The organism is Demequina sp. (genome assembly GCF_016278775.1).
Taxonomy (GTDB): domain Bacteria; phylum Actinomycetota; class Actinomycetes; order Actinomycetales; family Demequinaceae; genus Demequina.
Map to the genome: position 1 here is coordinate 1 of NZ_JADQBF010000110.1, position 22,507 is coordinate 22,507.

At 66.9% G+C, this 22,507-nt stretch carries 20 protein-coding genes; 14 read left to right on the forward strand and 6 right to left on the reverse strand.

The window, feature by feature from the left end; translation table 11 throughout:
* Positions 1-52: 52 nt before the first annotated feature.
* Together purB and QZZ33_RS11845 are read right to left on the reverse strand one after the other, a co-directional pair.
* Entirely contained in the window at positions 53-1,495 is a 1,443-nt protein-coding gene (gene purB, locus QZZ33_RS11840) for an adenylosuccinate lyase (RefSeq protein ID WP_291380222.1), read from the reverse strand.
* Positions 1,496-1,546: 51 nt separating this feature from the next.
* Entirely contained in the window at positions 1,547-1,951 is a 405-nt protein-coding gene (locus tag QZZ33_RS11845; protein ID WP_291380223.1) for a phage holin family protein, read from the reverse strand.
* 36 nt (positions 1,952-1,987) lie between these two features.
* Between QZZ33_RS11845 and QZZ33_RS11850 the strand changes: the two genes are divergently transcribed.
* The 5 genes from QZZ33_RS11850 (at position 1,988) to QZZ33_RS11870 (ending at position 7,596) form a co-directional block, all read left to right on the forward strand.
* Positions 1,988-3,082, forward strand: coding sequence for a histidinol-phosphate transaminase (locus QZZ33_RS11850; RefSeq protein ID WP_291380224.1), 1,095 nt, complete (start codon positions 1,988-1,990; stop codon positions 3,080-3,082).
* A gap of 84 nt (positions 3,083-3,166) precedes the next feature.
* Entirely contained in the window at positions 3,167-3,853 is a 687-nt protein-coding gene (locus QZZ33_RS11855) for a hypothetical protein (protein ID WP_291380225.1), read from the forward strand.
* Positions 3,854-3,986: 133 nt separating this feature from the next.
* A complete protein-coding gene (pdhA, locus tag QZZ33_RS11860; protein WP_291380226.1) occupies positions 3,987-5,117 on the forward strand; it encodes a pyruvate dehydrogenase (acetyl-transferring) E1 component subunit alpha in 1,131 nt (376 codons plus the stop codon).
* Positions 5,114-6,181, forward strand: coding sequence for an alpha-ketoacid dehydrogenase subunit beta (locus tag QZZ33_RS11865; protein WP_291380227.1), 1,068 nt, complete (start codon positions 5,114-5,116; stop codon positions 6,179-6,181). Before pdhA ends, QZZ33_RS11865 begins: the two co-directional genes overlap by 4 nt.
* An 8-nt stretch (positions 6,182-6,189) precedes the next feature.
* Positions 6,190-7,596, forward strand: coding sequence for a dihydrolipoamide acetyltransferase family protein (locus QZZ33_RS11870; RefSeq protein WP_291380228.1), 1,407 nt, complete (start codon positions 6,190-6,192; stop codon positions 7,594-7,596).
* Between the two features lie 34 nt (positions 7,597-7,630).
* Here QZZ33_RS11870 and QZZ33_RS11875 read toward each other — a convergent pair whose 3' ends face one another.
* Positions 7,631-9,034 (reverse strand): UTP--glucose-1-phosphate uridylyltransferase, encoded by a 1,404-nt coding sequence (locus QZZ33_RS11875; RefSeq protein ID WP_291380229.1) that lies wholly within the window; start codon positions 9,032-9,034, stop codon positions 7,631-7,633.
* Between the two features lie 148 nt (positions 9,035-9,182).
* On the opposite strand from QZZ33_RS11875, the gene QZZ33_RS11880 reads away from it, so the two are divergent.
* Entirely contained in the window at positions 9,183-9,734 is a 552-nt protein-coding gene (locus tag QZZ33_RS11880) for a hypothetical protein (protein ID WP_291380230.1), read from the forward strand.
* A 31-nt stretch (positions 9,735-9,765) separates the two neighbouring features.
* Here QZZ33_RS11880 and QZZ33_RS11885 read toward each other — a convergent pair whose 3' ends face one another.
* A complete protein-coding gene (locus tag QZZ33_RS11885; RefSeq protein WP_291380231.1) occupies positions 9,766-11,535 on the reverse strand; it encodes an MDR family MFS transporter in 1,770 nt (589 codons plus the stop codon).
* 152 nt (positions 11,536-11,687) lie between these two features.
* Between QZZ33_RS11885 and QZZ33_RS11890 the strand changes: the two genes are divergently transcribed.
* Both QZZ33_RS11890 and QZZ33_RS11895 read left to right on the forward strand, forming a co-directional pair.
* On the forward strand, positions 11,688-13,529 hold the full coding sequence (locus tag QZZ33_RS11890; protein ID WP_291380232.1) for a cytochrome c oxidase assembly protein: 1,842 nt from the start codon (positions 11,688-11,690) through the stop codon (positions 13,527-13,529).
* 1,374 nt (positions 13,530-14,903) lie between these two features.
* The gene (locus QZZ33_RS11895; protein ID WP_291380233.1) at positions 14,904-17,012 is read left to right on the forward strand and encodes an EAL domain-containing protein; all 2,109 of its coding nucleotides are present in this window, start codon (positions 14,904-14,906) and stop codon (positions 17,010-17,012) included.
* A 41-nt stretch (positions 17,013-17,053) separates the two neighbouring features.
* Here QZZ33_RS11895 and QZZ33_RS11900 read toward each other — a convergent pair whose 3' ends face one another.
* On the reverse strand, positions 17,054-17,689 hold the full coding sequence (locus QZZ33_RS11900) for a hypothetical protein (protein ID WP_291380235.1): 636 nt from the start codon (positions 17,687-17,689) through the stop codon (positions 17,054-17,056).
* A gap of 144 nt (positions 17,690-17,833) precedes the next feature.
* Between QZZ33_RS11900 and QZZ33_RS11905 the strand changes: the two genes are divergently transcribed.
* From QZZ33_RS11905 to lepB, 3 genes are all read left to right on the forward strand, one after another.
* Complete coding sequence (locus QZZ33_RS11905) at positions 17,834-18,991, forward strand: DUF4190 domain-containing protein (protein WP_291380236.1); 1,158 nt, start codon at positions 17,834-17,836, stop codon at positions 18,989-18,991.
* Positions 18,992-19,074: 83 nt separating this feature from the next.
* Entirely contained in the window at positions 19,075-19,677 is a 603-nt protein-coding gene (locus tag QZZ33_RS11910) for a DUF6448 family protein (protein ID WP_291380238.1), read from the forward strand.
* 9 nt (positions 19,678-19,686) lie between these two features.
* Complete coding sequence (lepB, locus tag QZZ33_RS11915; RefSeq protein WP_291380240.1) at positions 19,687-20,148, forward strand: signal peptidase I; 462 nt, start codon at positions 19,687-19,689, stop codon at positions 20,146-20,148.
* Here the strand turns inward: lepB and QZZ33_RS11920 are convergent.
* Complete coding sequence (locus tag QZZ33_RS11920) at positions 20,105-20,782, reverse strand: Crp/Fnr family transcriptional regulator (RefSeq protein WP_291380242.1); 678 nt, start codon at positions 20,780-20,782, stop codon at positions 20,105-20,107. The two genes, lepB and QZZ33_RS11920, sit on opposite strands and share 44 nt — an antisense overlap.
* An 81-nt stretch (positions 20,783-20,863) precedes the next feature.
* Here QZZ33_RS11920 and QZZ33_RS11925 point away from each other — a divergent pair, with 81 nt between their 5' ends.
* The 3 genes from QZZ33_RS11925 to QZZ33_RS11935 are packed head-to-tail and all read left to right on the forward strand — an operon-like array spanning position 20,864 to position 22,504.
* Positions 20,864-21,178 (forward strand): metalloregulator ArsR/SmtB family transcription factor, encoded by a 315-nt coding sequence (locus tag QZZ33_RS11925; protein ID WP_291380244.1) that lies wholly within the window; start codon positions 20,864-20,866, stop codon positions 21,176-21,178.
* A complete protein-coding gene (locus QZZ33_RS11930; RefSeq protein WP_291380245.1) occupies positions 21,175-22,227 on the forward strand; it encodes a permease in 1,053 nt (350 codons plus the stop codon). The genes QZZ33_RS11925 and QZZ33_RS11930 overlap by 4 nt, the downstream gene beginning before the upstream one ends.
* A 28-nt stretch (positions 22,228-22,255) precedes the next feature.
* Positions 22,256-22,504 carry a thioredoxin family protein gene (locus tag QZZ33_RS11935; protein WP_291380247.1) on the forward strand — a complete coding sequence of 83 codons (249 nt, stop codon included), beginning with the start codon at positions 22,256-22,258 and terminating at the stop codon, positions 22,502-22,504.
* The last annotated feature ends 3 nt before the right edge of the window (positions 22,505-22,507 follow it).

Here is a 22,507-nt window from a genome sequence, read left to right on the forward strand (position 1 = left end):
GGCTGACGGGGGGGCGGCGTCGGTCATGACGCCCACTGTAGCCAGCCGAGCGCTACGCCAAGTAGTCGTCCACCAGCTTCTCGGCCAGGCCAACGTACGACGCTGGCGTCAGGGCGATCAGGCGCTCCGTGGCGTCGGCGGGGAGCCCCAGCCCGGCCACAAAGGTGCGCACGTCGTCGGCGTTGATGCGGCGACCGCGGGTGAGGTCGCGCAGGGTCTCGTAGGGGTTGTCCATGCCGGGAGCGCCCGCGATCGCGGCGGCGCGCATGGCGGACTGGATGGGCTCGGCGAGCACCTCCCAGTTGGCGTCCAGGTCGGCCTCGAGCGCGGCGGGGTTGACGTCGAGCCCGGCAAGGCCGCGCTTCACGTTGTCGATCGCGAGCAGCGAGTGGCCGAAGGCGACGCCGATGTTGCGCTGGCTGGTCGAGTCGGTGAGGTCGCGCTGCATGCGGCTCGTGACGAGCGTGGCGCCAAGGGTGTCCAGCAGGGCGCCGGAGATCTCGAGGTTGGCCTCGGCGTTCTCGAAGCGGATGGGATTGACCTTGTGCGGCATCGCGCTGGACCCGATGGTGCCTTGGCCACGCACCTGCGCGAAGAAGCCCAGAGAGATGTAGGTCCACACGTCGGTGGCGAGGTTGTGCAGGATGCGGCCAAAGCGGGCCACGTCCGCGTACAACTCCGCCTGCCAGTCGTGCGACTCGATCTGGGTGGTCAGCGGGTTCCACGCGAGGCCAAGCCCCTCGACGAAGGTCCGCGACACCTCGACCCAGTCGGTGCCTGGCACCGCGGCGGCGTGCGCGCCGAAGGTTCCGGTCGCGCCGTTGATTTTCCCTAAGTACTCGGCGCCGTCGATGCGGCGCAGTTGGCGCGTCAAGCGGTGGGCGAGAACCGCGAGCTCCTTGCCCAGCGTCGTCGGCGTGGCGGGCTGGCCGTGGGTGCGCGCCAGCATCGGCTGGGATTTGGCATCGCGGGCCATGTGGGACAGGTCGCCCACCAAGCCCTGCGCGGCGGGCAGCCACACGTTCCGCACGGCGCCTTGAATCATGAGCGCATAACTCAGGTTGTTGATGTCCTCTGACGTGCACGCGAAGTGGACGAGCTCGCGCAGCGGCTCCAGTGAGGTGCCATCGATGCGAGCCTTGATGACGTACTCGATCGCCTTGACGTCGTGCACGGTCTCGCGCTCAAAGGAGGCGTGCTCGGCGATGGTGTCGGCGTCAAAGCCGTCAGGAATCGCGCGCAGCAAGCCCACCTCAGCCGTGGTGAGTGGCCTCACCCCGGGCACCGCATCCATCTCGCACAGGTGGATGAGCCACTCGACCTCGACGTGCAGGCGCATCCGATTGAGCGCGGGCTCGGACAGGTAGTCGACCAGTGCTGCGACGGCGCCGCGATAGCGGCCGTCGAGCGGGCCGAGCGCGATGGCGGGCTCCAGTGCCGCGAGGGACACCGTGGGGGTCAGCGGGTGGGCGGCAGGGTCGCTCGGCGTGGTCACGCGTCCATTGTTTCACGGGAAACACCGCGCGACCGGGAGCGGGACCGCACTCTAGTCCCGGCGCTTCCGCTTCTTGGCGCCGGGAACGACCGCCTCGAGCAAGGCGCTGACCAGAGCGATCACCACGGCGGCGAAGAGGGTCTTCCAGAATCCGCCAACCGTGAGCGTCGCGAAATCGATCTTGTCGGTGATCCACGACGTGAGCCACAGGATGAACCACGCGATCACAAATGAGAACAGGCCCAGCGTGAGGATCTGCACCGGGAGCGTCAGGACCTTGATGAGCGGCTTCAGGATGGCGTTGAGCAGCACCAACACCACGCCGATGATGAGGAATACCAGTGGGCGATGCCACCAGTCCCCGCTCTCCCCGCCCGTCACGACGACGTCGAGCGGTAGCTCCGTCGCCACCCACACGGCCACTGCGGCAATTGCCGACTTGATCACAAATCTCATGCATCGATTCTGGCACGACGCTGGCATGCTTGGACAATGGTGCTACCAGAAGCGTTGCCCAATGTTTCCTCTTTGCCGAGTTACGTGCCGGGTGCGCGGGGATCGGCTTCGGGTCCAGCGCCCATCAAGTTGTCCTCCAACGAGAACCCCTTGCCGCCCCTGCCGTCGGTCTCGCGGGCCATCGCGTCGGCAGGGGAGTCGGTGAATCGCTACCCCGACATGTTTGCCGCTGACCTGGTGAACGCGCTCGCGCAGCGACAGGGACTTCCCGCAGAGAACGTCATGGTGGGGGCCGGTTCGGTGGCGGTCCTCGCACACCTGCTGCAGGCCTACGCGGGGCCCGGTCGCGAGGTCGTCTACGCGTGGCGCAGTTTCGAGGCGTACCCCATTCTCACCGCGCTCACGGGGGCGACGCCGGTGACGGCACCCCTCGCACCCTCCGGGCGCCACGACCTGGACGCGATGGCCGCCCTCATCTCCGATCGCACGGCTGCGGTCATGGTCTGCTCGCCCAACAACCCCACTGGCCCGGCCGTGATGGCGGATGAGTTTGCCGCTTTCGTCGACCGGGTGCCGTCCCACGTGCTCGTGGTGCTCGACGAGGCCTACGTCGAGTTCGTGAGCGATCAGGCGTGCGTCGATGGCAACACCTACATTGGCGCCGATGCGTGGGAAACCCACCCCAACGTCGTCGTGCTGCGGACCATGTCCAAGGCATATGGCCTGGCGGGGTTGCGTGTCGGCTTCGCCTTTGGCCACGCCGACGTATTGGCACCGGCTCGTGCGTGCGTCACCCCGTTCTCCGTCTCTTCCGTCGCGCAAGTGGCGGCGCTCGCGTCTCTTGAGGCGCAGGCAGAGCTGCTGGAAAGGGTCGAGGGCATTGTGGCGGAGCGGGACCGGGTGTTCGCTGCGCTCACCTCCGACGGTTGGTCGATCCCCGAGCCGCAAGGTAACTTCATATGGATAGGAGCCGGTGACCGCACCGCCGAACTGGTCACTCACCTGGGGGCTCAGAGCCCCGCCATCTTGGTACGACCCTTCACCGACGAGGGCGTTCGCCTCACCATCGGCTCCCCCACAGACAACGACGCGGCACTCGCTGCACTCGCGGGGTTGACGTGGCGCGTGTAGAAACGAAGTAGGTGCAGGTAGCGCATCTGCTGCTTGCACACGACGGAAGTCTTGACGACGGACGTCCCAATGAAAGGACCGATCATGCTTAGCTCCCTTAGGGTTCTGGCCCCAGAAGATAGCGAGGAGGTGGGCACCCGAGTCTCTGACTTCCTCGAGACGGCAGGGTGGACCGCGCTCATCGTCACCGCCGCGGTCTTTGTGCTCACCCTCATCTTCACCATCGTCATCGCCAAGAAGGCCGGCTACTCCGGCTGGTGGGGCGCGCTGGCCGTGCTGGTACCCGGCCTGGGCTTCATCCTTTTCCTCCTGTTCGCGATGCTCAAGTGGCCCTCCCTCAAGGAGCGCGACGAGGCGATCGGCGTGATCGATGCGAACGACCTCATGCTTCCCAGTCGCGAGCGCGCCGCCGTCAAGGAGGCCGAGCGCCGCAAGCAATTGGAGGCGGACGCCCGCGCCCGCATGGAGCAGGCCCGCGCCGACCGTGAGAAGGCCGAGGCAGAGAGCGCCAGGTATCGCAGGGCTCAGGCCGCAGATGAAGCAGAGGCGGCCGCCGCAGCCACGGCCGCAGCCGACTCCGCACCCGCCGCAGCGCCAGAGGAGACTCCTGCCAAGAAGGACGACGCTCCTGCCGAGAACGCCGAGGCAAAGCCCGCCGACGCTCCTGCCAAGGAGTCCGAGCCTGCCAAGAAGCGGTCCGCGGCCCCCAAGCCGGATGACAAGCCCGCCGACAAGCCCGCCGACAAGCCCGAAGGGGCCAAGGAGGACTAGCCTGCCGGTCAGCGCGCACAGGGGCACCTGCTTGCCAACCTACGGAACCGTAGCCTACGCTTGCGTAGGTTGCTGGCGGGTGCCCCCGCGCGCAACCATCGACCGACACCACTGAGACCGCAAAGGGGTTCGCATGGCAGGCATCGGGCCGCTGTCAGAAGAGGGACTCGTCCGTCTCCTGAACTACAAGGGCAAGCGGGTCAAGAACGCCAAGTTTGCCTCCTACGCAGAAGACCTGACCCCTGACGACTTGCGCGGGTTCTGGCGCGACATGATGCTTACGCGCGCGTTCGACAACGAGGCCACTAGCCTCCAGCGTCAAGGCGAATTGGGACTGTGGGTCGCGTCGCTCGGCCAAGAGGCCGCCCAGATTGGCTCCGCCAGCGTGCTGCGCGACCCCGACTACGTGTTTCCCAGCTACCGCGAGCACGGCGTCGCCCTGAAGCGCGGCATCGATCTACCCGAGATTCTGCGCACGTTCCGCGGCCACCAGCACGGCGCATGGGACCCCGCGGCCCACCGCTTCCACCTCTACACCTTGGTGATCGGCGCGCACTCGCTGCACGCCGTCGGCTACGCGCAGGCCATGGACTGGGACGGCCTGGTGGGCTCCGGCAAACCGGAGGCCGACGGGGCCGTGATCTGCTACTTCGGCGACGGCGCCACCAGCCAAGGCGACGTCAACGAGGCGCTCATCTTCGCTTCGGTCAACAACGCGCCCATCGTGTTCTTTGTGCAGAACAATCAGTTCGCCATCTCCGAGTCGACCACGCGCCAGTCCAAGGTGCCGCTCGCGCAGCGCGCCGACGGCGTGGGCATGGAGAACGTACGCGTTGACGGCAACGACGCGATCGCCGTACACGCCGTCACCGCATGGGCCATGGAGCACGCCCGCTCGGGCGCGGGTCCCGTGATGATCGAGGCGCTCACGTACCGCATGGGAGCCCACACCACGTCCGACGACCCCACCAAGTACCGCACCAAGGCAGACGAGGACTACTGGCGCGAGCGCGACCCGATCGCGCGACTCGAGGCGCACCTCAACTCGCTCGGCGAACTACCGGAGGACTTCGTGGACTCCGTGGCGGCCGAGTGCAAGGAGATGGGCAAGCGCACCCGCGAGGCAGTGCGCTCGTGGCCCAAGCCACCCAAGCACCTGATCTTTGAACACGTCTACGCCGAACCCCACGCCCGTGTCGAGGCGGAGCGCACCTGGTTCGAACGCTACGAGGCAACATTTGCCGACGCGGAGGTGGCCCGATGACCGCGACAGTCTCCTCTCAGGGCGAGGCCGCGCCGGAGGCTCCCTCCACCGTGCGCACCCTGACCCTCGCAGCCGCCATCAATGCCGGCCTGCGCGCCGCCATGGACCGCGACCCCAAGGTCGTGCTGATGGGCGAGGACATCGGCCCGCTCGGCGGCGTGTTCCGCGTGACGGATGGCCTGCACAAGGACTTTGGCGAGCGCCGCGTGATCGACACCCCGCTGGCCGAATCCGGCATCGTCGGTACCGCGATCGGCATGTCGATGCGCGGCTACCGGCCGGTGGTGGAGATCCAGTTCGACGGGTTCATCTTCCCGGCGTACGACCAGATCACCACCTCCCTGGCCAAGCTCCACTATCGCTCGCAAGGCCGCATCACAGTGCCCGTGGTGATCCGCGTGCCCTTCGCTGGCGGCATCGGCGCGATCGAGCATCATTCCGAGAGCCCGGAGGCGCTGTTCGCGCACACCCCAGGGCTACGCATCGTCGCCCCGGCGACCCCGCAAGACGGCTTCGACATGATCCAGCAGGCCATCGCGTCGCCAGACCCGGTGTTGTTCTTCGAGCCCAAGGCCCGCTACTGGGACAAGGGCGAGGTGGACACCGCCCGCGTGGCCACCCAGTTGGACGCCGACGCTGGCGCCTCCCAGGGCACGGCAGAGATGGGCAGCGCCCGCGTGGCAAGCCCCGGGTCTGACGTGACGCTGCTGGCCTATGGGCCGACGGTGCGGCTGGCGTTGCAGTCCGCTGTGGTCGCGGCCAAGGACGGCGTGTCCGTCGAGGTCATCGACTTGCGATCCATCTCCCCCATCGACTTCGACACCGTGCTGGCCTCCGTCAAGCGCACCGGGCGGGCCATCGTGGTGCACGAGGCGCCCGTCGCCTTCGGGACCGGCGCGGAGATTGCCGCCCGCATCAGCGAGCTCGCGTTCTTCCACCTCGAAGCCCCCGTGCTGCGCGTGGGCGGCTTCCACACCCCGTACCCCGGCTCGACCCACGAGCACGACTACCTTCCCTCACTCGACCGAGTGCTCGACGCAGTCGACGCCGTGATGGCCCACTAGGAGTTCCGATGCCTCAGTTCCAGAGTTTCCCGCTGCCAGACGCGGGTGAAGGCCTCACAGAGGCCGACGTGGTGACGTGGCGCGTCGCCGTGGGCGACCGCGTGGAGATCAACCAGCCGCTTGTGGAGATCGAGACAGCGAAGTCCCTGGTGGAGCTGCCGTGCCCGGTGGACGGCGTCGTCACCGAGCTCGTGGCTCGCGAGGGCGACACCGTCGAGGTGGGCTCGCCCATCTGCATCTTCGACATCGACCCAGACGGTCCGCCCGCGCCGGAGGGGGTTGCTCCCGTGGTGGCGGATCCCCCGCCGTTCGCCGACCACGTGGAAGACGCCCCCGCAGAGGAGCCCGCGCCCGCAGCGTCGTCCGCGCCCGCAGCGTCGTCCGCGCCCGCAGAGCAGGAAGGCTCAGGCGCCGTGCTCGTGGGCTACGGAGTCAAGGCCGACGCTGCGCACCGCCGCCCCCGCAACGTCGAGGTGGTCGAGCAGATCGGCGGAGTGGGCGACACCGAGTACCCCGTGCTCGCCAAGCCCCCGGTGCGCAAGCTTGCCAAGGAGTTGGGTGTTGACCTCACGACGATCAACCCGTCTGGCCCAGGCGGGCTCGTGACGCGAGGAGACGTGGAGCAGAAGGTCAAGACCATGTCCGCGCAGACGCTCGCCACGTACGCGAACGACGACCAGCCGTGGCTCGAGACCGGCTACTCGAACGACGGTGGCCGTTCGACGCGGGTGCCAGTGAAGTCGGTGCGCAAGCGCACGGCAGAGGCGATGGTGCAGTCTGCCTTCACCGCCCCGCACGTCACCGAGTTCCTCACGGTCGACGTGACCGAGACCATGAACCTGGTGGCCAAGCTCAAGGCTGACAAGGACTTCGCCGACGTGCGCGTCACGCCGCTCCTGCTGGTGGCCAAGGCGTTGCTGCTCGCGGTGCGACGCCACCCCGAGGTCAACGCGTCATGGGACGACGCGAGTCAGGAGATCGTCTACAAGCACTACGTCAACCTCGGCATCGCCGCGTCGACCCCTCGCGGTTTGGTGGTGCCGAACATCAAGGACGCCCACCGGCTTCCCCTGAAGGCGCTCGCGACCGAACTGCAGCACCTCACGGCCGAGGCTCGCACCGGTCGCGTCTCGCCGGCGCGCATGGCCGACGGCACCATCACCATCACCAACGTGGGCGCGCTCGGCATCGACACCGGGACCCCGATCCTCAACCCCGGCGAGTCGGCGATCCTGGCATTCGGTGCGATCCGCCAGCAGCCGTGGGTCCACGAGGGCGAGATTCAGATCCGCTGGGTCACGCAACTCGCGCTGAGCTTTGACCACCGCCTGGTGGACGGGGAGCTGGGCGCGCGGTTGCTGTTCGACGTGGGTCGCGTGATGAACGACCCCGCCCACGGGCTGGTCTGGGCTTAAGTGGCCCGGCCCCTCCCGGGGCCTGCGAGAAGGCTCAGCCCTCCATCACCACGCCGTCGAGCAAGGTGCCGTCTGCGATCGCGTTGCGGCGACCGTCGTCGTCCTGAAGCACCACGGTGCCACGCACCACCACGTTCTTCCCGAATGTCCAGTCGCCCTTGACGGTGAGCGACGATGCCTCGCGCAGCGAGGGCGCGCCGTGGGGGAACCGGGCATCGAATTCTGCCATGGTCTTGTAGAAGGCGGGGTCGAGTTCCACCAGCGGGGCACGGCGTACCGCGAGCCGCAGTGCGCCGTCGTCCTGGAGCTCGTAGGCATCCGAGCGCAGCAGCAACAAGTCGTTGGTGGTCTTGACGGGCAGGAACCTGTCACGGCCCACCACAATGGCGGTCGCACCCTCAAACACCTCGATGGCCGCACCCATGGCAGTCTCAATCTGGAGGACCTGCGGCGACTCCTTGTCGGCGGGGTCAACGTTCTTGGTGTTGCGGATGAGCGGCAGGCCCAGCACCGCGCCGCGTTCCGTGAGCGCGGCTTTCAGCTTCTCGAGGTCCCACCACAGGTTGTTGGTGTGGAAGAACGGGTGGTGCTCCTCGTCGGTGAAGAAGTGCATCTCGTCCTCAGCCGTCTGGGCGGTGTCGCGCAGGATGAGTTGCCCATCGGCCTTGCGCACTGCCAAGTGGCCGCCCTTGCGATCGGCGGCGGTGCGCTCACACAGTTCGGCGGCATAGGGGGCGCCCGACGCTGCGAACCAGCCGGCGATGCGCGCATCTGGGACGGCGCCGAGGTTGTCGGAGTTGGAGACGCTCGCGTAGCGGAAGCCAGCCTCCAGCAACGCGTCGAGCACGCCCGACGCGAGTATCGCGGTGTAGATGTCGCCGTGGCCGGGAGGGCACCACTCGAGGTCGGGGTCCGGGGGCCACTCGACGGGCGTGAGGCCGTCCACCAGCAGCTTGGGTTCCTTGTTCTGCACAAAGTCGAGCGGCAGCCCATCGAGCTGGAGGCCCGGGTGCGCGGCAAGGGCCGCGAGGGAGTCGTCCCGCGTGCGGAACGAGTTCATGAGCACCAGCGGCAGCTTTGCGCCCGTGGCGGCCCGCGCCTTCTGCACCTGCCCCACGATGACGTCGAGAAAGCTCTGCTCGCCGCGCACCGGCAGCAGCGACTTGGCGCGGTCCATGCCCATCGAGGTGCCGAGCCCGCCGTTGAGCTTGATCATGGCCGTCTTGGCGAGGGCGGTGCGTGCGGCCTCTTCGTCGACGTCCACGCTATCCAGGTGAGTGGGGTCGGTAAGAGGCTCGATGGTCTCCTCGAGAATGAGGCCGGTGGCCCCCGCCTCGAGCTTGCCGTAGTAGTAACTGAACACGTCGATCGCGGCCTGGTTCACGCCGGCGTTACGCATCTTGTTCTGGGCAGCTATCAGTCCGGGTGCATCGCTCATACCCCGAGCCTAGAGACCTGAGGCAATTGCGCGCGATTCCTGGGGGCCAGCGGCTGAGGGAGTCCCGCCGCACGCCCCGCGCCGTTGCCCCTCGCGTGTGGCGGAGTAAGCCTCTAGGCTTGATGCCACAATCTGAGGAGGTGTCCCCATGAACGAAGACCAGATTGACTCAGAACGGCACAAGAACGTCCAGATGGGCATTGACGGCAAGCCCTTTGAAGTGTGGACTCCGCAGGTGAGCGAGACGGGGCCGTCGAGTCCCCCGCCAGCTCAAGGCGGCTTCACTCACACCCACGACAATGCTGGGCCGCAATACACGAGTCCGGCTCGAGAGGTCCCCGCGTGGGAGCCAGAGCCCACCTACGAAAGGGCCCCCATTGTCGAGGAGTCGTTCCCGTCGTCCGAGAACACCTTGGCGCGAAACAGTTACGCCTGGCTATCGATCGGGCTCGGAGGCGCGTCCTTGCTGAGCTCTTTGATGGTCTACTTCGGCACTCGGGGTGGCCTGACGTGGACGGCGTCGATTGCTCTTGCCCTCGCGGGGCTCTACTTTGGACTGCGCTCGCGAAGTGTGAACTCGCGCGGGTTCAGTCCTCAGAGCAGCCTTGGAATCGCGGGAATCTCCATTTCCGTGCTGGCGGTGATCGCTACCGTGGCACTGGTGGCGCGATTCCTGACGGCGCTATCCCGCATTTTCTAGCGGCGCAGTCGCACGCCGCCACGCCCGGCCTCTACGGCTCTTGCTGAGCCCTCGCGTCGGCTGGTCCAGCCGACTCGCCGTCGGGAACCTCGCCCGGCACCTCGCCCGGCACGTCGCCGGGGACGACGCTGACGCCCGCAGCCGCCGACGCGGCCTCGTCCCGCATCGTCTCCAGGCCAGACTTCTCCTGCAAGGGCACGTGGGGGATGAACAGCGCGAACAGCAAGCCGCCAAGGGAGATGAAGCCCGACAGCAACAGCACACGCGTGATGGCGTCCGCGAAGCCCTCTCGGAACGGCGACGCGAGTACGGGGTCGGCTTCCTTGAGGAACGAGGTGTCGTCGAGCGAGAGGCCCGCGTTCTCAGCGCCCGCGATCGATCCAGCTTCCAGCGTGGCGATAATGGCCGCGTTGGTGGGGTTCGCGGCGGTGGCCGGATCGGCGATCACCTGCTGGAACTCGGCGGTCTGGGAGGCCGCTGAGATCTCGTCGGTGATGTCCCCGGCAACAGTGCCGAACATGATCGACAGGAACACCGCAGTGCCGAGCGAGCCGCCGATCTGCCGGAAGAACATCACGGAGGCGGAGCCCGTGCCCATGTCGCGCGGCGCCACAGCATTCTGTACGGCCAGCATGTTGGGCTGCATCACGCCGCCAAGGCCCAGGCCAAACAGTGCCGCGCCCACAAAGAGGTGCCACAGCGGGCTGTCGGCGGACAGTGTCGACAGGTCAATGCATGCGATCACCAGCAGGGAGGTGCCGATGATGGGGAAGACGCGGTAGCGGCCCGTCTGGTGGATGACGCGCGCCGATATCCCGGCCATGGCGATGATGCCGAACGTCATGGGAAGCATGGCGAGGCCAGACGCAGTGGGTGACATCCCCTTGGCGATCTGCGTGTACAGCGGCAGTCCCGCCATGCCGCCGAACATCGCGAAGCCCATGATGAAGTTCAGGCCCGTCGACACGGCAACCGTGCGGTTTCTGAACACGCGCGGAGGCAGCAGGGCGTCGTCCCCTGCCGCGAATTCGGAGCGCACAAAGCCCAGGATCCCCAGAATCGCAACCCCCGACAGGATGAGCACGCTGGAGGAGGTCCACCCCCAGTCCCTTCCCTGCTCCACCACAATCAACATCGGGACGATGGCGAGAATCAGCGTGCCGACGCCCCACCAGTCGATGCGCACCCGCTTGTGCGTGGCTGGCAGGTGCAGCACGCGCAGGATCACGAACAGCGCGACCGCACCCAGCGGCACGTTCATGAGGAAGATCCAGCGCCAACCGGCGAACCCCAGCAACTCGTCGGCGTCGGCAAAGAAGCCTCCCAGCACGGGCCCCAGCACCGATGCGACCCCCCACACGCCAAAGAACAGCGCCTGGTACTTGGTGCGCTCGCGGGGCGACAGCATGTCGCCCAAGATGATCAGCGCGAGCGCCATCAGGCCGCCGGCGCCCAGGCCCTGGACGGCGCGGTAGGCGGCCAGTTCGTACATGGAGCTCGCCGTGCCGCACAGCAGTGAGCCCACCACGAACGCGCCAAGAGAGAACACGTACAGGGGCTTGCGGCCAAAGATGTCGGACAACTTGCCGTACAGCGGCGTCGAGATGGTCGCGGCGATCAGGTAGGCCGTAGTGACCCAGGCCTGAAGGGTGAGGCCGTTGAGGTCGTCGCCGATGGTGCGGATGGCGGTGGCGACGATCATCTGGTCGAGCGCGGCCAGGAACATGCCGACCATCAGGCCGCCGACGATGAGGTTGATCTGTCTGCGGCTCAACGGCGGAGCGGGGGCAACTGCGGTCACGCGTATTCCTTTCGAGCGCCTGAGGACGATCCGGCGGGGACTGCCGCGTCCATGCGGCGGGTGTGGCGCGGGGCGGGGGTCGCTCGCGGCGCGCAACTCGACAGATTCTACTCACGCGCCGCCCGCTCCTGCAGGCCCCTTACGCTAAACACATGATCCTGGTGACGGTCGCCGCGGTGGTGCGCGACCTGGGCGTGGCTGCGGTGGTGGGCGGCCTCCTGATGGTGGCCGCGGTGGCGCGCGGAGCCGCCGCCGAGCGCGCAGCGCTGGTGGCACGGGTTGGCGCGCTCGTGTGGATCGCGGGCGCGGGCGTGTTCCTCATGGCCTCGTACGTCGAGATCGCGCAAGTGGGGCCATCGGCCCCCGACTTCGGCGCCCAGGTCTGGAGCTTCGTCGCCGACATCGACCTGGGTCGCGCCTACGGGCTCAACATTCTCGCGGCCGTGGTGACCTCGATCATCGTGACACTAGTGCGCACACCGTCGGAGGCCGCGTGGGGGCTCGTCCCCGTCGCGTACGGCCTGGGCGTGCAGGCGATGACCGGACATGCCGCCGGGGCAGAAGACCACCACCTCGCCGTGACCTCGCTCTACGTGCACCTCGCGTCGTCGGCGGTGTGGCTTGGCCTGTTGATCGCGCTTGTCGCGGCGAGACGTCCCCTCGGCAACGACGCGAAGGCCGCCGTGCAGCGCGTGTCCCGCATGGTGCTGTGGGCCGCCGCGGCCATCGTCGCGTCCGGTGCGGCCAACGCGTGGTTGCGCATCGGCTCGGTGACCGACCTCTTCACCACCACGTACGGCCGGTTGCTCGCGCTCAAGTTGGTGCTGATGTCGGGAGCGATCGCGCTGGCCGCCTGGCATCGACGCGTCACGATGCCGCGGCTGAGCACGGCCGACGTGCGGCGTCAGTTCTACCGAGTGCTCGCCTGGGACGTCGCGCTACTGGCGGCGGTGGCTGGCATCGGCGGCGTGCTGTCGAGAACGGCTCCCACCATCCCCGTGGTGGTGGTGCCAAACCCCACCCCGGCCTTCCTGTTGACCGGATACCCACTGCCGCCGCGGCCAGACGCGATCGAGTGGATCACCCAGTGGCGGCTCGAGATTCTCTCCGCCATGGTGGTGCTCGCACTCGTGGTGGTGTACCTGCGGTGGGCCTCCAGGCTTCGGCGCAGGGGTGACGACTGGCCGTGGCAGCGCACGGCGGCGTTCCTCGTCGGCATGGCCGGAATCGCGTGGATCACTCAGGGTGCGCCAACCGTCTACGGGATGGTGACGTTCAGCGGCCACATGATGGAGCACATGTTGCTCGCGATGGCGGTGCCGCTGCCCATCGTGTACGCCGCCCCGATCACGCTGGCGCTGCGCGCGCTGCCGCACCGCACTGACGGCACCCGCGGGCCGCGCGAGTGGATCCGCACCATCGTGGAGTCGCGGTGGATGGCGTTCCTCGCGCACCCTGTGGTCGCGGCCGTGAACTTTGCCGGCTCCCTGCTGGTGTTCTACTACTCCCCCCTGTTCGAGTTCGCGTTGAGCAACCACGCGGGGCACCTGTGGATGATCGTGCACTTCACGCTCGCGGGGTACCTGTTTGCGAACGCGCTCGTGGGAATCGACCCTGGGCCCACCCGGCCGCCGTACCCGCTGCGCGTCCTGCTGCTCTTCGCGACGATGGCGTTCCACGCGTTCTTTGGTGTCTCGCTGACCTCGTCTGAGGTATTGCTCGCGCCCCGGTGGTTTGGGCTCATGGGCCGAGACTGGGGCGCCGACGCCATCACGGACCAGCAGTACGGCGGTTCCCTCGCGTGGGGGCTGGGTGAGTTTCCGGTGCTCATCCTGGCGATCGGCGTGCTGGTGGCGTGGAGGCGCGCCGACGCCCGCACGGCCAAGCGCCAGGATCGCGAGGCAGAGCGCACAGGGGACGCCGACCTCGAGGAGTACAACTCCATGTTGGGTGGACTCGCCGACTCTGACGACGCCCCCACTGCCGGTCGCTAGCGCACTCGGGACCGGCGAGCGGCGGCGAGCGGCGGCCAGCGGCGGCCAGCGGCCCCTCACCGGCGATGGGCGATTGGCGTGTGGCCACGCGCCGATGCGCTGTATCCACAGATTTTATCCACAGCGGTGTGGGCGAATTGGGAAATACCTGGAAAAGCCGGTGGATAAAGCTGTGTATAGGGCATGTGTCAAAGTCGACGCCCCCTGGCCTTGCGTTGGGCACTTCAAGTCCGCTACTACTGGGGTATCGAGAAAGTCACGGCTCGCTCGACCGGGGTCTCCGCCCTGGTGTTCCGTGTCGCTGGGAGACCAACGGCGCGGCGACTGAGGGCGTGTGGGGATGGACTCGGGCGCGTCGGACAACGGCAGTTCACGTTGTGGGGCGGGACCTAGGTTCCGTGTCACGACCTGTGGGTGACGGCACAGGAACTGGCGGCTCCTCGCGTCGACCGATAGGTCGTTTTCCTCGGAAAACGAGGCCGCAACGTCAATTACGGCATTCGGGATTGCCCCTCGGGGCGGTGCCGAGAACTTGAGGTCATGGCAGGGCCCCTCGAACGCTTACTTCGAGGGGCCCTTCGCCTGTCCCCAGCCTGTCCCCAGCCTGTCCCCAGTTGCGAGACCTGTGGACGTCGCGAGGCCAGCTGGCGCGCGGCGACGTGCCCCGCAGTCGCCACGAATCAAGAGGGTTCCTCCACAGATTTCCTCCACAGGCCGGTGGATTTCTCGAAGCCAGACTGGGAAAACGGTGGAAAAACCTGTGCAACAAAAGTGGAAAAAGAAAACCTCGAATTCCGCTTGCGCGCCCCTATGGGCAGGTGTAGACATGGGTTATTCGGATCGCACGAAGAGGAACGAAGTGGTCGGGGCAACCTGGCCGCAGCGGGACTTGAGTCGATGCGAAGTGGTTCACAGGATGTTGTGCTTGCCCCGCAGGATCTCCTCGGAGAGAACGTGGGGGCCGCCAGTAACGAGGTGGTAGCGACGGGCCGTGAACCGCAGAGTGAGGAGGGCTCCGCTTGCGGGGTTCGCTGACCGGGTTCGTGACCCGGCGGTTGCGTCAGGCGCCTAGCGTCGGGCGTGGTCCTCATCTCGACAGCAAGGCCCCCCGGACGCTTACTCCGGGGGGCCTTTGCTGTTGAGTACGGACCGAACCGCTATCTCAGAAATCACCTTACGGGCGCCCGCAGCGTTCGGCCGCGAGCGACACGCGATGTTCACGCTGATGCGGCGCGCTCGCGAATGTGCCAACCTGGGCCTGCGGGTCCCGAGACCCGCGGGCCGGTCAAGCCGATCTGTTCAGCACCCGCCGCAACTCACCTTCGGGCTACCGTGGCCGATAGGACGACAGAGCTGGCAGAGGAGGAGGCGGGCGTGAGCGACTCTGATCCCGAGGCCGACCCCGCCGGAGCGGACGCAGCCGCGGCGCGCCTCGCGCGGCTAGAAACCATCCTCGAGTTGGCCCCAGTCGGTATCGGCTTGGTCGACTTCGAGGGTCGCACCACCATGACCAACAGCGCTCTGCACCGCATGCTCGGCTACTCGGAAGAGGAGTTCGCGGCCATGCCGTGGACGGAGTTCACGCACCCAGACGACATCGAGCCGAACGTGGTGCTATCCCGCCGCTTGGCCGAAGGGGAGATCGACCACTTCACGCTCGAGAAGCGCTTTCTGCGCAAGGGCGGTGGATACCTGTGGACCGCGCTGACCGTGTCCCTGGTGCGCGACGCCGACGGCAATCCCGACTACGAGATCGGGATGACGCTGGACATCACCGAACGCAAGCGACTCGAAAGTGACCTGCGTGCCGCGGAGGAGCGGTTCCGGCTCCTGGTCGAGCGGGTGCCAGCGGTGGTCTATGTGATGCAGGCCAGCCCGGAGCCGATGGGGGTGTACGTGAGCCCCCAGATCGAAAGGGTGCTCGGATTCACGGCCGAGGAGTGGACGGCCGATCCCGAGTTGTGGATACGCCAACTGGATCCGGCCGACCGCGACGAGGTCTTGGCGAGCAGGTTACGGATGATCGACTCTGAGACCCTCGCGGAGCCACGCTCTGACACCTACCGACTCCATCGCGGCGACGGCACTGTGGTCTGGGTGCGTGACGATGCGATGGTGCTTCGCGACCAGGACGGCACCCCCTCGCTGCATGGTGTGATCGTGGATGTCACAGAAGAGAAGCGCCTTGAGGAGCGACTCGCCTATCAGGCCTTCCACGACGCGCTCACAGGACTACCGAACCGCGAACTCTTTCGCGAACGGGTCGACCAGGCGCTGGCCGCTCCCGCCTCGCCGGATGGCGAGGACGTCGTGATCTTCATTGACCTCGACAATCTCAAGACGGTGAACGACACCTTCGGACACGCGTCAGGCGACGAGGTGATTATCTCGGCCGCACGCCGCATCAGGGCGAGCGCTCGGGCCGGCGATATTGCCGCGCGTCTCGGCGGTGACGAGTTTGCGTTGCTGCTCAAGAAGACGACCCTTGAACAGGCGAGAGCTCTCGCGGACAGGATTCTCAACGCCCTACACGACCCGCCCGTCGAGTTCGGCGGCCGCACCGTGGTGATTGGCGCCAGCATCGGCATCGCCGCCGCGGGCGATGGAGAGTCGACGGAGACGCTGCTCCGCAGCGCAGACCTTGCGATGTACCAGGCAAAGCTTCAGGGAAGGGGTCGCCACGTTGTCTATGAGCCGGGCATGCACCAAGATGCGCTCGCTCACTTTCGACTCGCTGCGGCGTTGCAGAAGGCCGTCGCCGCAGGCACCATCGCGCTCGCCTACCAGCCGATCGCGGATCTTCACACCGGGGCAGTCGTTGGGCTTGAGGCCCTGGCCCGCTGGTCCGATCCCGACCTGGGCGACGTCCCACCGTCGTCGTTCATCCCCGTGGCCGAGCGAACCGGCCTCATCCACGAACTTGGCAGGCAGGTGATCGCGCGGGCCTGTCGCGACCTCATGCGGTGGCGCACGGCGAGCGGTAGCGAGGCATACGTGAGCGTCAACGTGTCGCCACTCCAACTGGGCGACGACGAGTTGCCGGACTTCATCGCAGAGACCTTGCGGGATTGCGGTCTGGAACCAGGCAGCCTCGTGCTTGAAATCACCGAGGGTCTGCTCCTGCAGGAGCGCAGCCGCGAGACGCTACGTGAACTCCGGACTCACGGGGTGCGAGTGGCCATCGACGACTTCGGCACCGGATACTCCTCGCTCAGCTATCTGCGCGAGCTCCCAGTGGACATGGTCAAGATCGATCAGGCGTTCGTCACTCCGGCCGTGCCAGGAGCCGCTGACCACGAGTTTCTGCAGGCGATCATCAGGCTGGCTGAGACGCTGCACATGGTGACGATCGCGGAGGGCATCGAGACGGCGAGCCAGTTGGGCGAACTGCGGTCAACGGCGTGCGGGTACGGTCAGGGCTACTTCCTCGCGCGCCCGGGCCCCATTGCGGACACGCCCGCGATTCTCGACACGATGAACTAGGCGCACCACCGCCGGGTATGGGGCCCGTCGGTGCGACGCGGTTACGGCGCCCAGGTGAACGTGAAGGTGCCCTCGTCGGTGGTGGCCAGCAGTGTGGTGCCTTCGCACTCGTACGCGAACGATTCGCCGACGTTCGTCGGGACGCCGTCGGTGGTGGGCATGTCGATACGCCCTTGAGGGGACTCGACATACCCGGTGACCGCAGAACCTGACGACTCGTCTGTCAGGACGGCGCGTCCGTCGCGATCCGCCCAGGTGCCGCTGTCTGTGCCATCGCGAGTGATCACGGCGGTGCCGCCTTCAACGGACATGGTCATGGTCCAGTCCTGATACACGGTCGAGTACGAGCCGTCCGCGCCGAGGCTCAGGAAGACCTCGCCTTCCACCGAGTCAAGGGAGCCTTCAGACGGAATCATGGACCGCAACAGGTCTCCCCACACGTCGTTGTCCAGCACCCAGCGGCCGGTGGGGCAGCCTGCCGCGATCTGTGACTCCAACGGCTGTTCCGTGTTCGTCGGAGTGGGCGACCCAGCGGTCGCCGTGGTTGAGCTGGAGGCGGCCGGGCTACCGGAGCCATCGGTGCCGGTGGCGTCTCCCGTGCCAGCGGAGTCGCTGCAACCGGCAAGTGCCAGGGCCGCTGTCGCGATCAGGGCGAGGGGCATGGGGGGTGTGCGCACGGTGAACTCCCTTGGAACTCGAGTGCTTGGGGGACTCTTCGACGCTAACCGAGCCACACGCCGTGGTCAAAGGGATTGCAGGCGAAGGGGCACTTGCGAGGGTCGATAGCATGAGGGCATCGATGGCGATTGAGGGGGCCCACCATGAGTGACCGCAACGAGTACGACCCGTTTGCGTCGCCGCAATCCCAGCCGGGAGTGGGCGAGCCGTCGTCCATAGCCCCGCAGCCGCTGGCGCAGCCAGGCATGGGAGACGTTCCGCCGATGCCGAGCGCCCCCTACGGCTATGGCGCCCCATCCCCTTACGGCGCCCCATCCCCTTACGGCTACGGCAACCCGTCGCCCTACGGCGGCCCTCCGATCGCGGGCTCCAGCCAAAAGAACTACTTGGGCATCCTCTCGCTCATCTTCCCGTTCGTGTTCCTGAGCCTTGTGGGAATCATCATGGGCCACATGGGTCTGTCTGCGGTGAGGAAGGGCACGGCGAACAACCGCGGAGTAGCGCTCGCTGGCACGATTGTCTCGTGGGTCTTCACGGGCCTGGCAGTGCTCGGCCTGCTCTTCGCGGCTGCAGTCCCGGTCTACGACAGTCAGCAGGACAGGGCCTACGAGGCGGCGGCCAAGTCCGACGTGGCCAATCTCCGGTATGCGGTGGCGACACACTTTCTCTTTCGATCCGACCCCCCGGTCGTCGCCATCGAAGGCGATCACTACGTGGTCGGGGACAACACCGAGGTCAAGTCAGCCATCGTCGAGGACGTTGACTTCGTCATGTTGGGCGACCTCGACTACTGCATAGCGGTGACCTACGACGGGGGCCAGGTGATCTCGAGCAGCGCGGTGGGTTCCTACACTGCTAGCGGCTGCCCCGATGCTGATCAGCAGTATGACGCGCAGGGCGACGGGAAGCCCTCCGAGGGCAGTGTCGCCTTCATTGACCTTGAGGTGGGGGACTGCATCTTGGACCCCTATGCGACCTCGGAGTCAGACGACTCGGCAGAGACGTGGGTCTACGGGGTGACGGTCGTCAATTGCGCCGATGCTCACTATGGCGAGGTGTATGCCTTGCCTGTCCTGCAGGCCGAGACGTATATCGAGTACAAGATCGCGGCCGAGGCCGACGAGTTGTGTCACGCCGCTTACGAGGGCTACATGGGCGTCGACTACGCCGACTCCACGTTCTACTACGTGCCGTACTACCCGAGCCGCCAAGGCTGGAAGCTCGGCGACCACGAGATCACGTGCGTCGTGACGTCGCTGATGTCAGACACGTTGGGGAGCCTGAAGGGCTCCGGTCGGTAGCCGCGACGTGGCTTGATCTGCGTCAAGGAGGTCCGGTTGCGATCTCCGTAGCGTGAGGGGTGACTCAAGAGAAGGAGCACCCCATGTTCATCAAGAACATCATGACCCTGCTGGGCTCGCTGAGGCCCGCCACCGTCGAGGCCCACTGCGATACTGCCGACGGTCCCGCCGTCACGGATGGTCGCAAGGCATTGGTCACGGGCAACATCAACTACGCCCTCAAGTGGATCCCGGCCGACGGCGAGGCCGAGTTGCGTGACGTCTTCGACAAGGCGTTGCAGGTTCGCACCCTCGGCACGGAAGCCGCCGAACTGGCCGATCGTCTCTTCCTGGAGACGATGGTCCGCATCCACCGCATGGGCGAGGGCGTCGGCTTCACCGGCGTCCAGCCCGCAGGAACCGAGATCGATCCGGTGGTGACGGCGGCCGACGAGGCCATTGCCTCTGGTACGGCCGTCGACTTGCTACCGATGGTGCCTCAAGAGCGCCGCACGGAACTCGCCGAGCGCTTCCGGGCCGCGATCGCCGCCAAGGAGTTCGATGTCGACGACGTCGTGGCTGGCCGTCGCTACCTCGCCGCCTACGTCAACTTTTTCAAGTATGCGGAGGGCGAGGACCACGATCACCACGGGCCCGTCCACGAGGGCGACGCGCACGGCGAGCCCTGCCACGCCCACGCTCACTAGGCCACGAGCATGAGGCGTGTGGTCAAGGTGGCTGGCCAGTCCATGGCCCCCACCTACCGCCGGTCCGACCTGCTGCTGACGCGGCCGGTCGGGCGGGGCGGGGCGCGCGTCGGCCGCGGCGATGTGGTGGTCCTCCGTCGCGGCGAGGTGCCGATGATCAAGCGCATCGTCGCCGTCCAGGGTGACCTCGTCGAACTTGAGGCGGGGCGCCTGGTCGTCAACGGCGTCTGCGTTGACGGACGGCCACGGGTGGCGGGCGCCTTCACGCAGGCGTGGACGGTGCCTGGTGATAGCTACTTCATGGCTGGCGACAACCAGGCGGCCTCTGACGACTCCAGGGTGTGGGACGAGCCGTTCGTTGCGGCAGGGAGGGTGGAGTCGGTGGTGACGCGCCGTTTGATGGGTCGGCCCCTCTGGCCGCGTGGCCTCACGCCCCGTCGGCCAGTCGCCGTAGTTGCTCGGGCTGAGTGATCGTCACCGACCGTCCCGCGCCGATCACGATCAACTCCTGCGCTGCCAGAGTCTTGAGGGCGCGGCTAAGGCTCTCAGGCGTGGTGTCGATGAGCGAGGCGACGTCCTTCTTGGCCATCGGCAGGGCCACCGTCACCGCGCCGCCGCTTCGCGTGGCTGGCAGACGGAGCAGGTAGTCGGCGAGTCGGCTCTCCACATCGCGCGAGGTCAGCGAGTTGAGCCGATGTTCAGTATCGGACAGTCGTTCGCTGACCATCGCCAGCATCCGCAGGCCGGTGTCGGGGTACTCGCGCACCAAGGACTGGAGATCGTCGTGGCGGAACACACACAGTTCGCAGCCGTCTAGCGCGGCGGCGTAATCGCCGGGTGGCTGGCCAGTGAAGACCGCCGTCTCGCCGGTGAAGTCGCCGGGCCCCAAGACCCGGACGAGCTGCTCGGACCCATCGGGGGAAACCCGGAAAATCTTGAGGCGTCCCGTGTGCACCACAATGAGCCGCGAGACCTCGTCGTTGGCGGAGTACGCAAACTCACCCGCCTGCAGGCGTACCGGACGCGCCAACTCGGCGACGAGTTGTTGGTCGTTCGCAGCCAGTCCCGCGAAGACCGGGACGCGCGCGACGCAGGTGTCGGCCATCCGGAAAGCGTAGCCGGGTGTGCCGTGGTTGCCGGGACTTAGGTATGGGATGAGGTGGTGCGGCCCGCGTATGCTTCAAACGTGGTTGAATCAAGCGAGACTGATACGACGCTTCCCGGCGCGGACGGAGAGGTCGCCCTGCTCATCGCGGTTGCTGACCCCATTCGGTGGGCCGTGCTCGAGGCATTGGCCGACGCCCAACGCTGCGTCTGCGATCTTCAGGAGCGCGTGCCCGTCCCGGGAAACCTCCTCAGCTACCACCTCAAGGTGCTGCGCGAGGCGGGCCTGGTCACCGCCACCCGCAGGGGCCGGTGGATCGACTACGCGCTCGCGGACGACGCACAGGAGCGCATGCGCCGCGCCCTTCCAGGCGCCCGGACGATGGCACAAGCATGAGCGTCGCCGAGCGTCTGCGCGCCAAGACCCCCACCCGGCGCTGGGTAGGTCTTGGAGCGTCTGCCGTTGTCTGGTTCGCGCTCTACCAGGTCAACCGGCCGTTCTGGGACTGGTTGATCGGCGGCGCGTTCGGGTTGGACCTCGACAGTCGACTCGGGTCCGGGTTGCACTTCTTCTTCTACGACTCGGTGAAGATCGCCCTCCTGCTGATCGGCATCATCTTCCTCATCACGGTGCTCCGCTCCTTCATGAGCGTCGAGCGCACGCGCGCGCTGCTGGGAGGCAAGCGGGAGGGCGTCGGCAATGTCATGGCGTCTGGGCTCGGCGTCGTCACGCCGTTCTGCTCGTGCAGCGCGGTCCCCGCGTTCATCGGCTTTGTGGCCGCGGGCGTTCCCTTGGGCGTCACCATGAGCTTCCTCATCGCCAGCCCGCTGGTCAATGAGATCGCCATCGCGCTGATCTTCGGCCTCTTCGGCATCGGCCCCACCCTGCTGTACGTGGGAGCAGGCCTGGTCATCGCAATCGTCGCCGGGTTTGTCCTTGGACGCCTCAAGCTGGAACGGTGGGTCGAGCCGTTCGTCTTCGAGACGCGCCTTGGCGGCCAGGTCATCGACTCCACGTTCGGGCTCACTTGGGACGACCGGATCCAGATGGGCATCGAAGAAGTCACGAACATCCTCAAGAAAATCTGGCCGTACCTGCTGGTCGGCATCGGCGTCGGCGCTGGCATCCATGGCTGGGCGCCGGAGGACTTCTTCACCCAGTACGCGGGCGAGGGCAACCCGTTCGCCGTGCTGATCGCGGTGCTGATCGGGATCCCGCTGTATTCCAATGCCGCTGGCATCCTGCCGCTCGTCGACGCTTTGCACGACAAGGGCCTGCCGATGGGCACGTTGCTCGCGTTCATGATGGCCGTCGTCGCGCTTAGCCTGCCGGAGATGATCCTGCTGCGCCGGGTCCTCAAGCCCCAGCTCATCGCGACCTTCATCGGCGTGGTCGCCGTCGGCATCGTCGGCGTCGGCTACCTGTTCAATGCCGTGTTGGGCTGACTTGCCCCTCAACCGAAAGGACACTCCCATGATCATCAAAGTGCTAGGCCCTGGTTGCGCGAACTGCGTCAATCTCGAAAAGGTGACCCGCGAGGTCGTCGCCGAACTCGGCGTTGCAGCGACCATTGAGAAGGTCACCGACTATGGTGCGATCGCCGGCTACGGCGTGATGCGTACGCCAGCCCTTGTGGTGGACGAGGCTCTCGTGCTGTCCGGCCGCGTGCCGACCGCGGCCCAAGTGCGCGACATCCTGGAGCCGCTCGGCTCCGGCTCTTGACCG

What these genes read in the sequence shown, in the direction of transcription:
- QZZ33_RS11865 (WP_291380227.1), top strand. Translation starts at nt 5,114, where the DNA reads ATGACCGCGACAGTCTCCTCTCAGGGCGAGGCCGCGCCGGAGGCTCCC.
- QZZ33_RS11870 (WP_291380228.1), top strand. Translation starts at nt 6,190, where the DNA reads ATGCCTCAGTTCCAGAGTTTCCCGCTGCCAGACGCGGGTGAAGGCCTC.
- lepB (WP_291380240.1), top strand. Translation starts at nt 19,687, where the DNA reads ATGAGGCGTGTGGTCAAGGTGGCTGGCCAGTCCATGGCCCCCACCTAC.
- QZZ33_RS11910 (WP_291380238.1), top strand. Translation starts at nt 19,075, where the DNA reads ATGTTCATCAAGAACATCATGACCCTGCTGGGCTCGCTGAGGCCCGCC.
- QZZ33_RS11875 (WP_291380229.1), bottom strand. Translation starts at nt 9,034, where the DNA reads ATGAGCGATGCACCCGGACTGATAGCTGCCCAGAACAAGATGCGTAAC.
- pdhA (WP_291380226.1), top strand. Translation starts at nt 3,987, where the DNA reads ATGGCAGGCATCGGGCCGCTGTCAGAAGAGGGACTCGTCCGTCTCCTG.
- QZZ33_RS11930 (WP_291380245.1), top strand. Translation starts at nt 21,175, where the DNA reads ATGAGCGTCGCCGAGCGTCTGCGCGCCAAGACCCCCACCCGGCGCTGG.
- QZZ33_RS11935 (WP_291380247.1), top strand. Translation starts at nt 22,256, where the DNA reads ATGATCATCAAAGTGCTAGGCCCTGGTTGCGCGAACTGCGTCAATCTC.
- QZZ33_RS11920 (WP_291380242.1), bottom strand. Translation starts at nt 20,782, where the DNA reads ATGGCCGACACCTGCGTCGCGCGCGTCCCGGTCTTCGCGGGACTGGCT.
- QZZ33_RS11850 (WP_291380224.1), top strand. Translation starts at nt 1,988, where the DNA reads ATGGTGCTACCAGAAGCGTTGCCCAATGTTTCCTCTTTGCCGAGTTAC.
- QZZ33_RS11880 (WP_291380230.1), top strand. Translation starts at nt 9,183, where the DNA reads ATGAACGAAGACCAGATTGACTCAGAACGGCACAAGAACGTCCAGATG.
- QZZ33_RS11855 (WP_291380225.1), top strand. Translation starts at nt 3,167, where the DNA reads ATGCTTAGCTCCCTTAGGGTTCTGGCCCCAGAAGATAGCGAGGAGGTG.
- QZZ33_RS11845 (WP_291380223.1), bottom strand. Translation starts at nt 1,951, where the DNA reads ATGAGATTTGTGATCAAGTCGGCAATTGCCGCAGTGGCCGTGTGGGTG.
- QZZ33_RS11890 (WP_291380232.1), top strand. Translation starts at nt 11,688, where the DNA reads ATGATCCTGGTGACGGTCGCCGCGGTGGTGCGCGACCTGGGCGTGGCT.
- QZZ33_RS11905 (WP_291380236.1), top strand. Translation starts at nt 17,834, where the DNA reads ATGAGTGACCGCAACGAGTACGACCCGTTTGCGTCGCCGCAATCCCAG.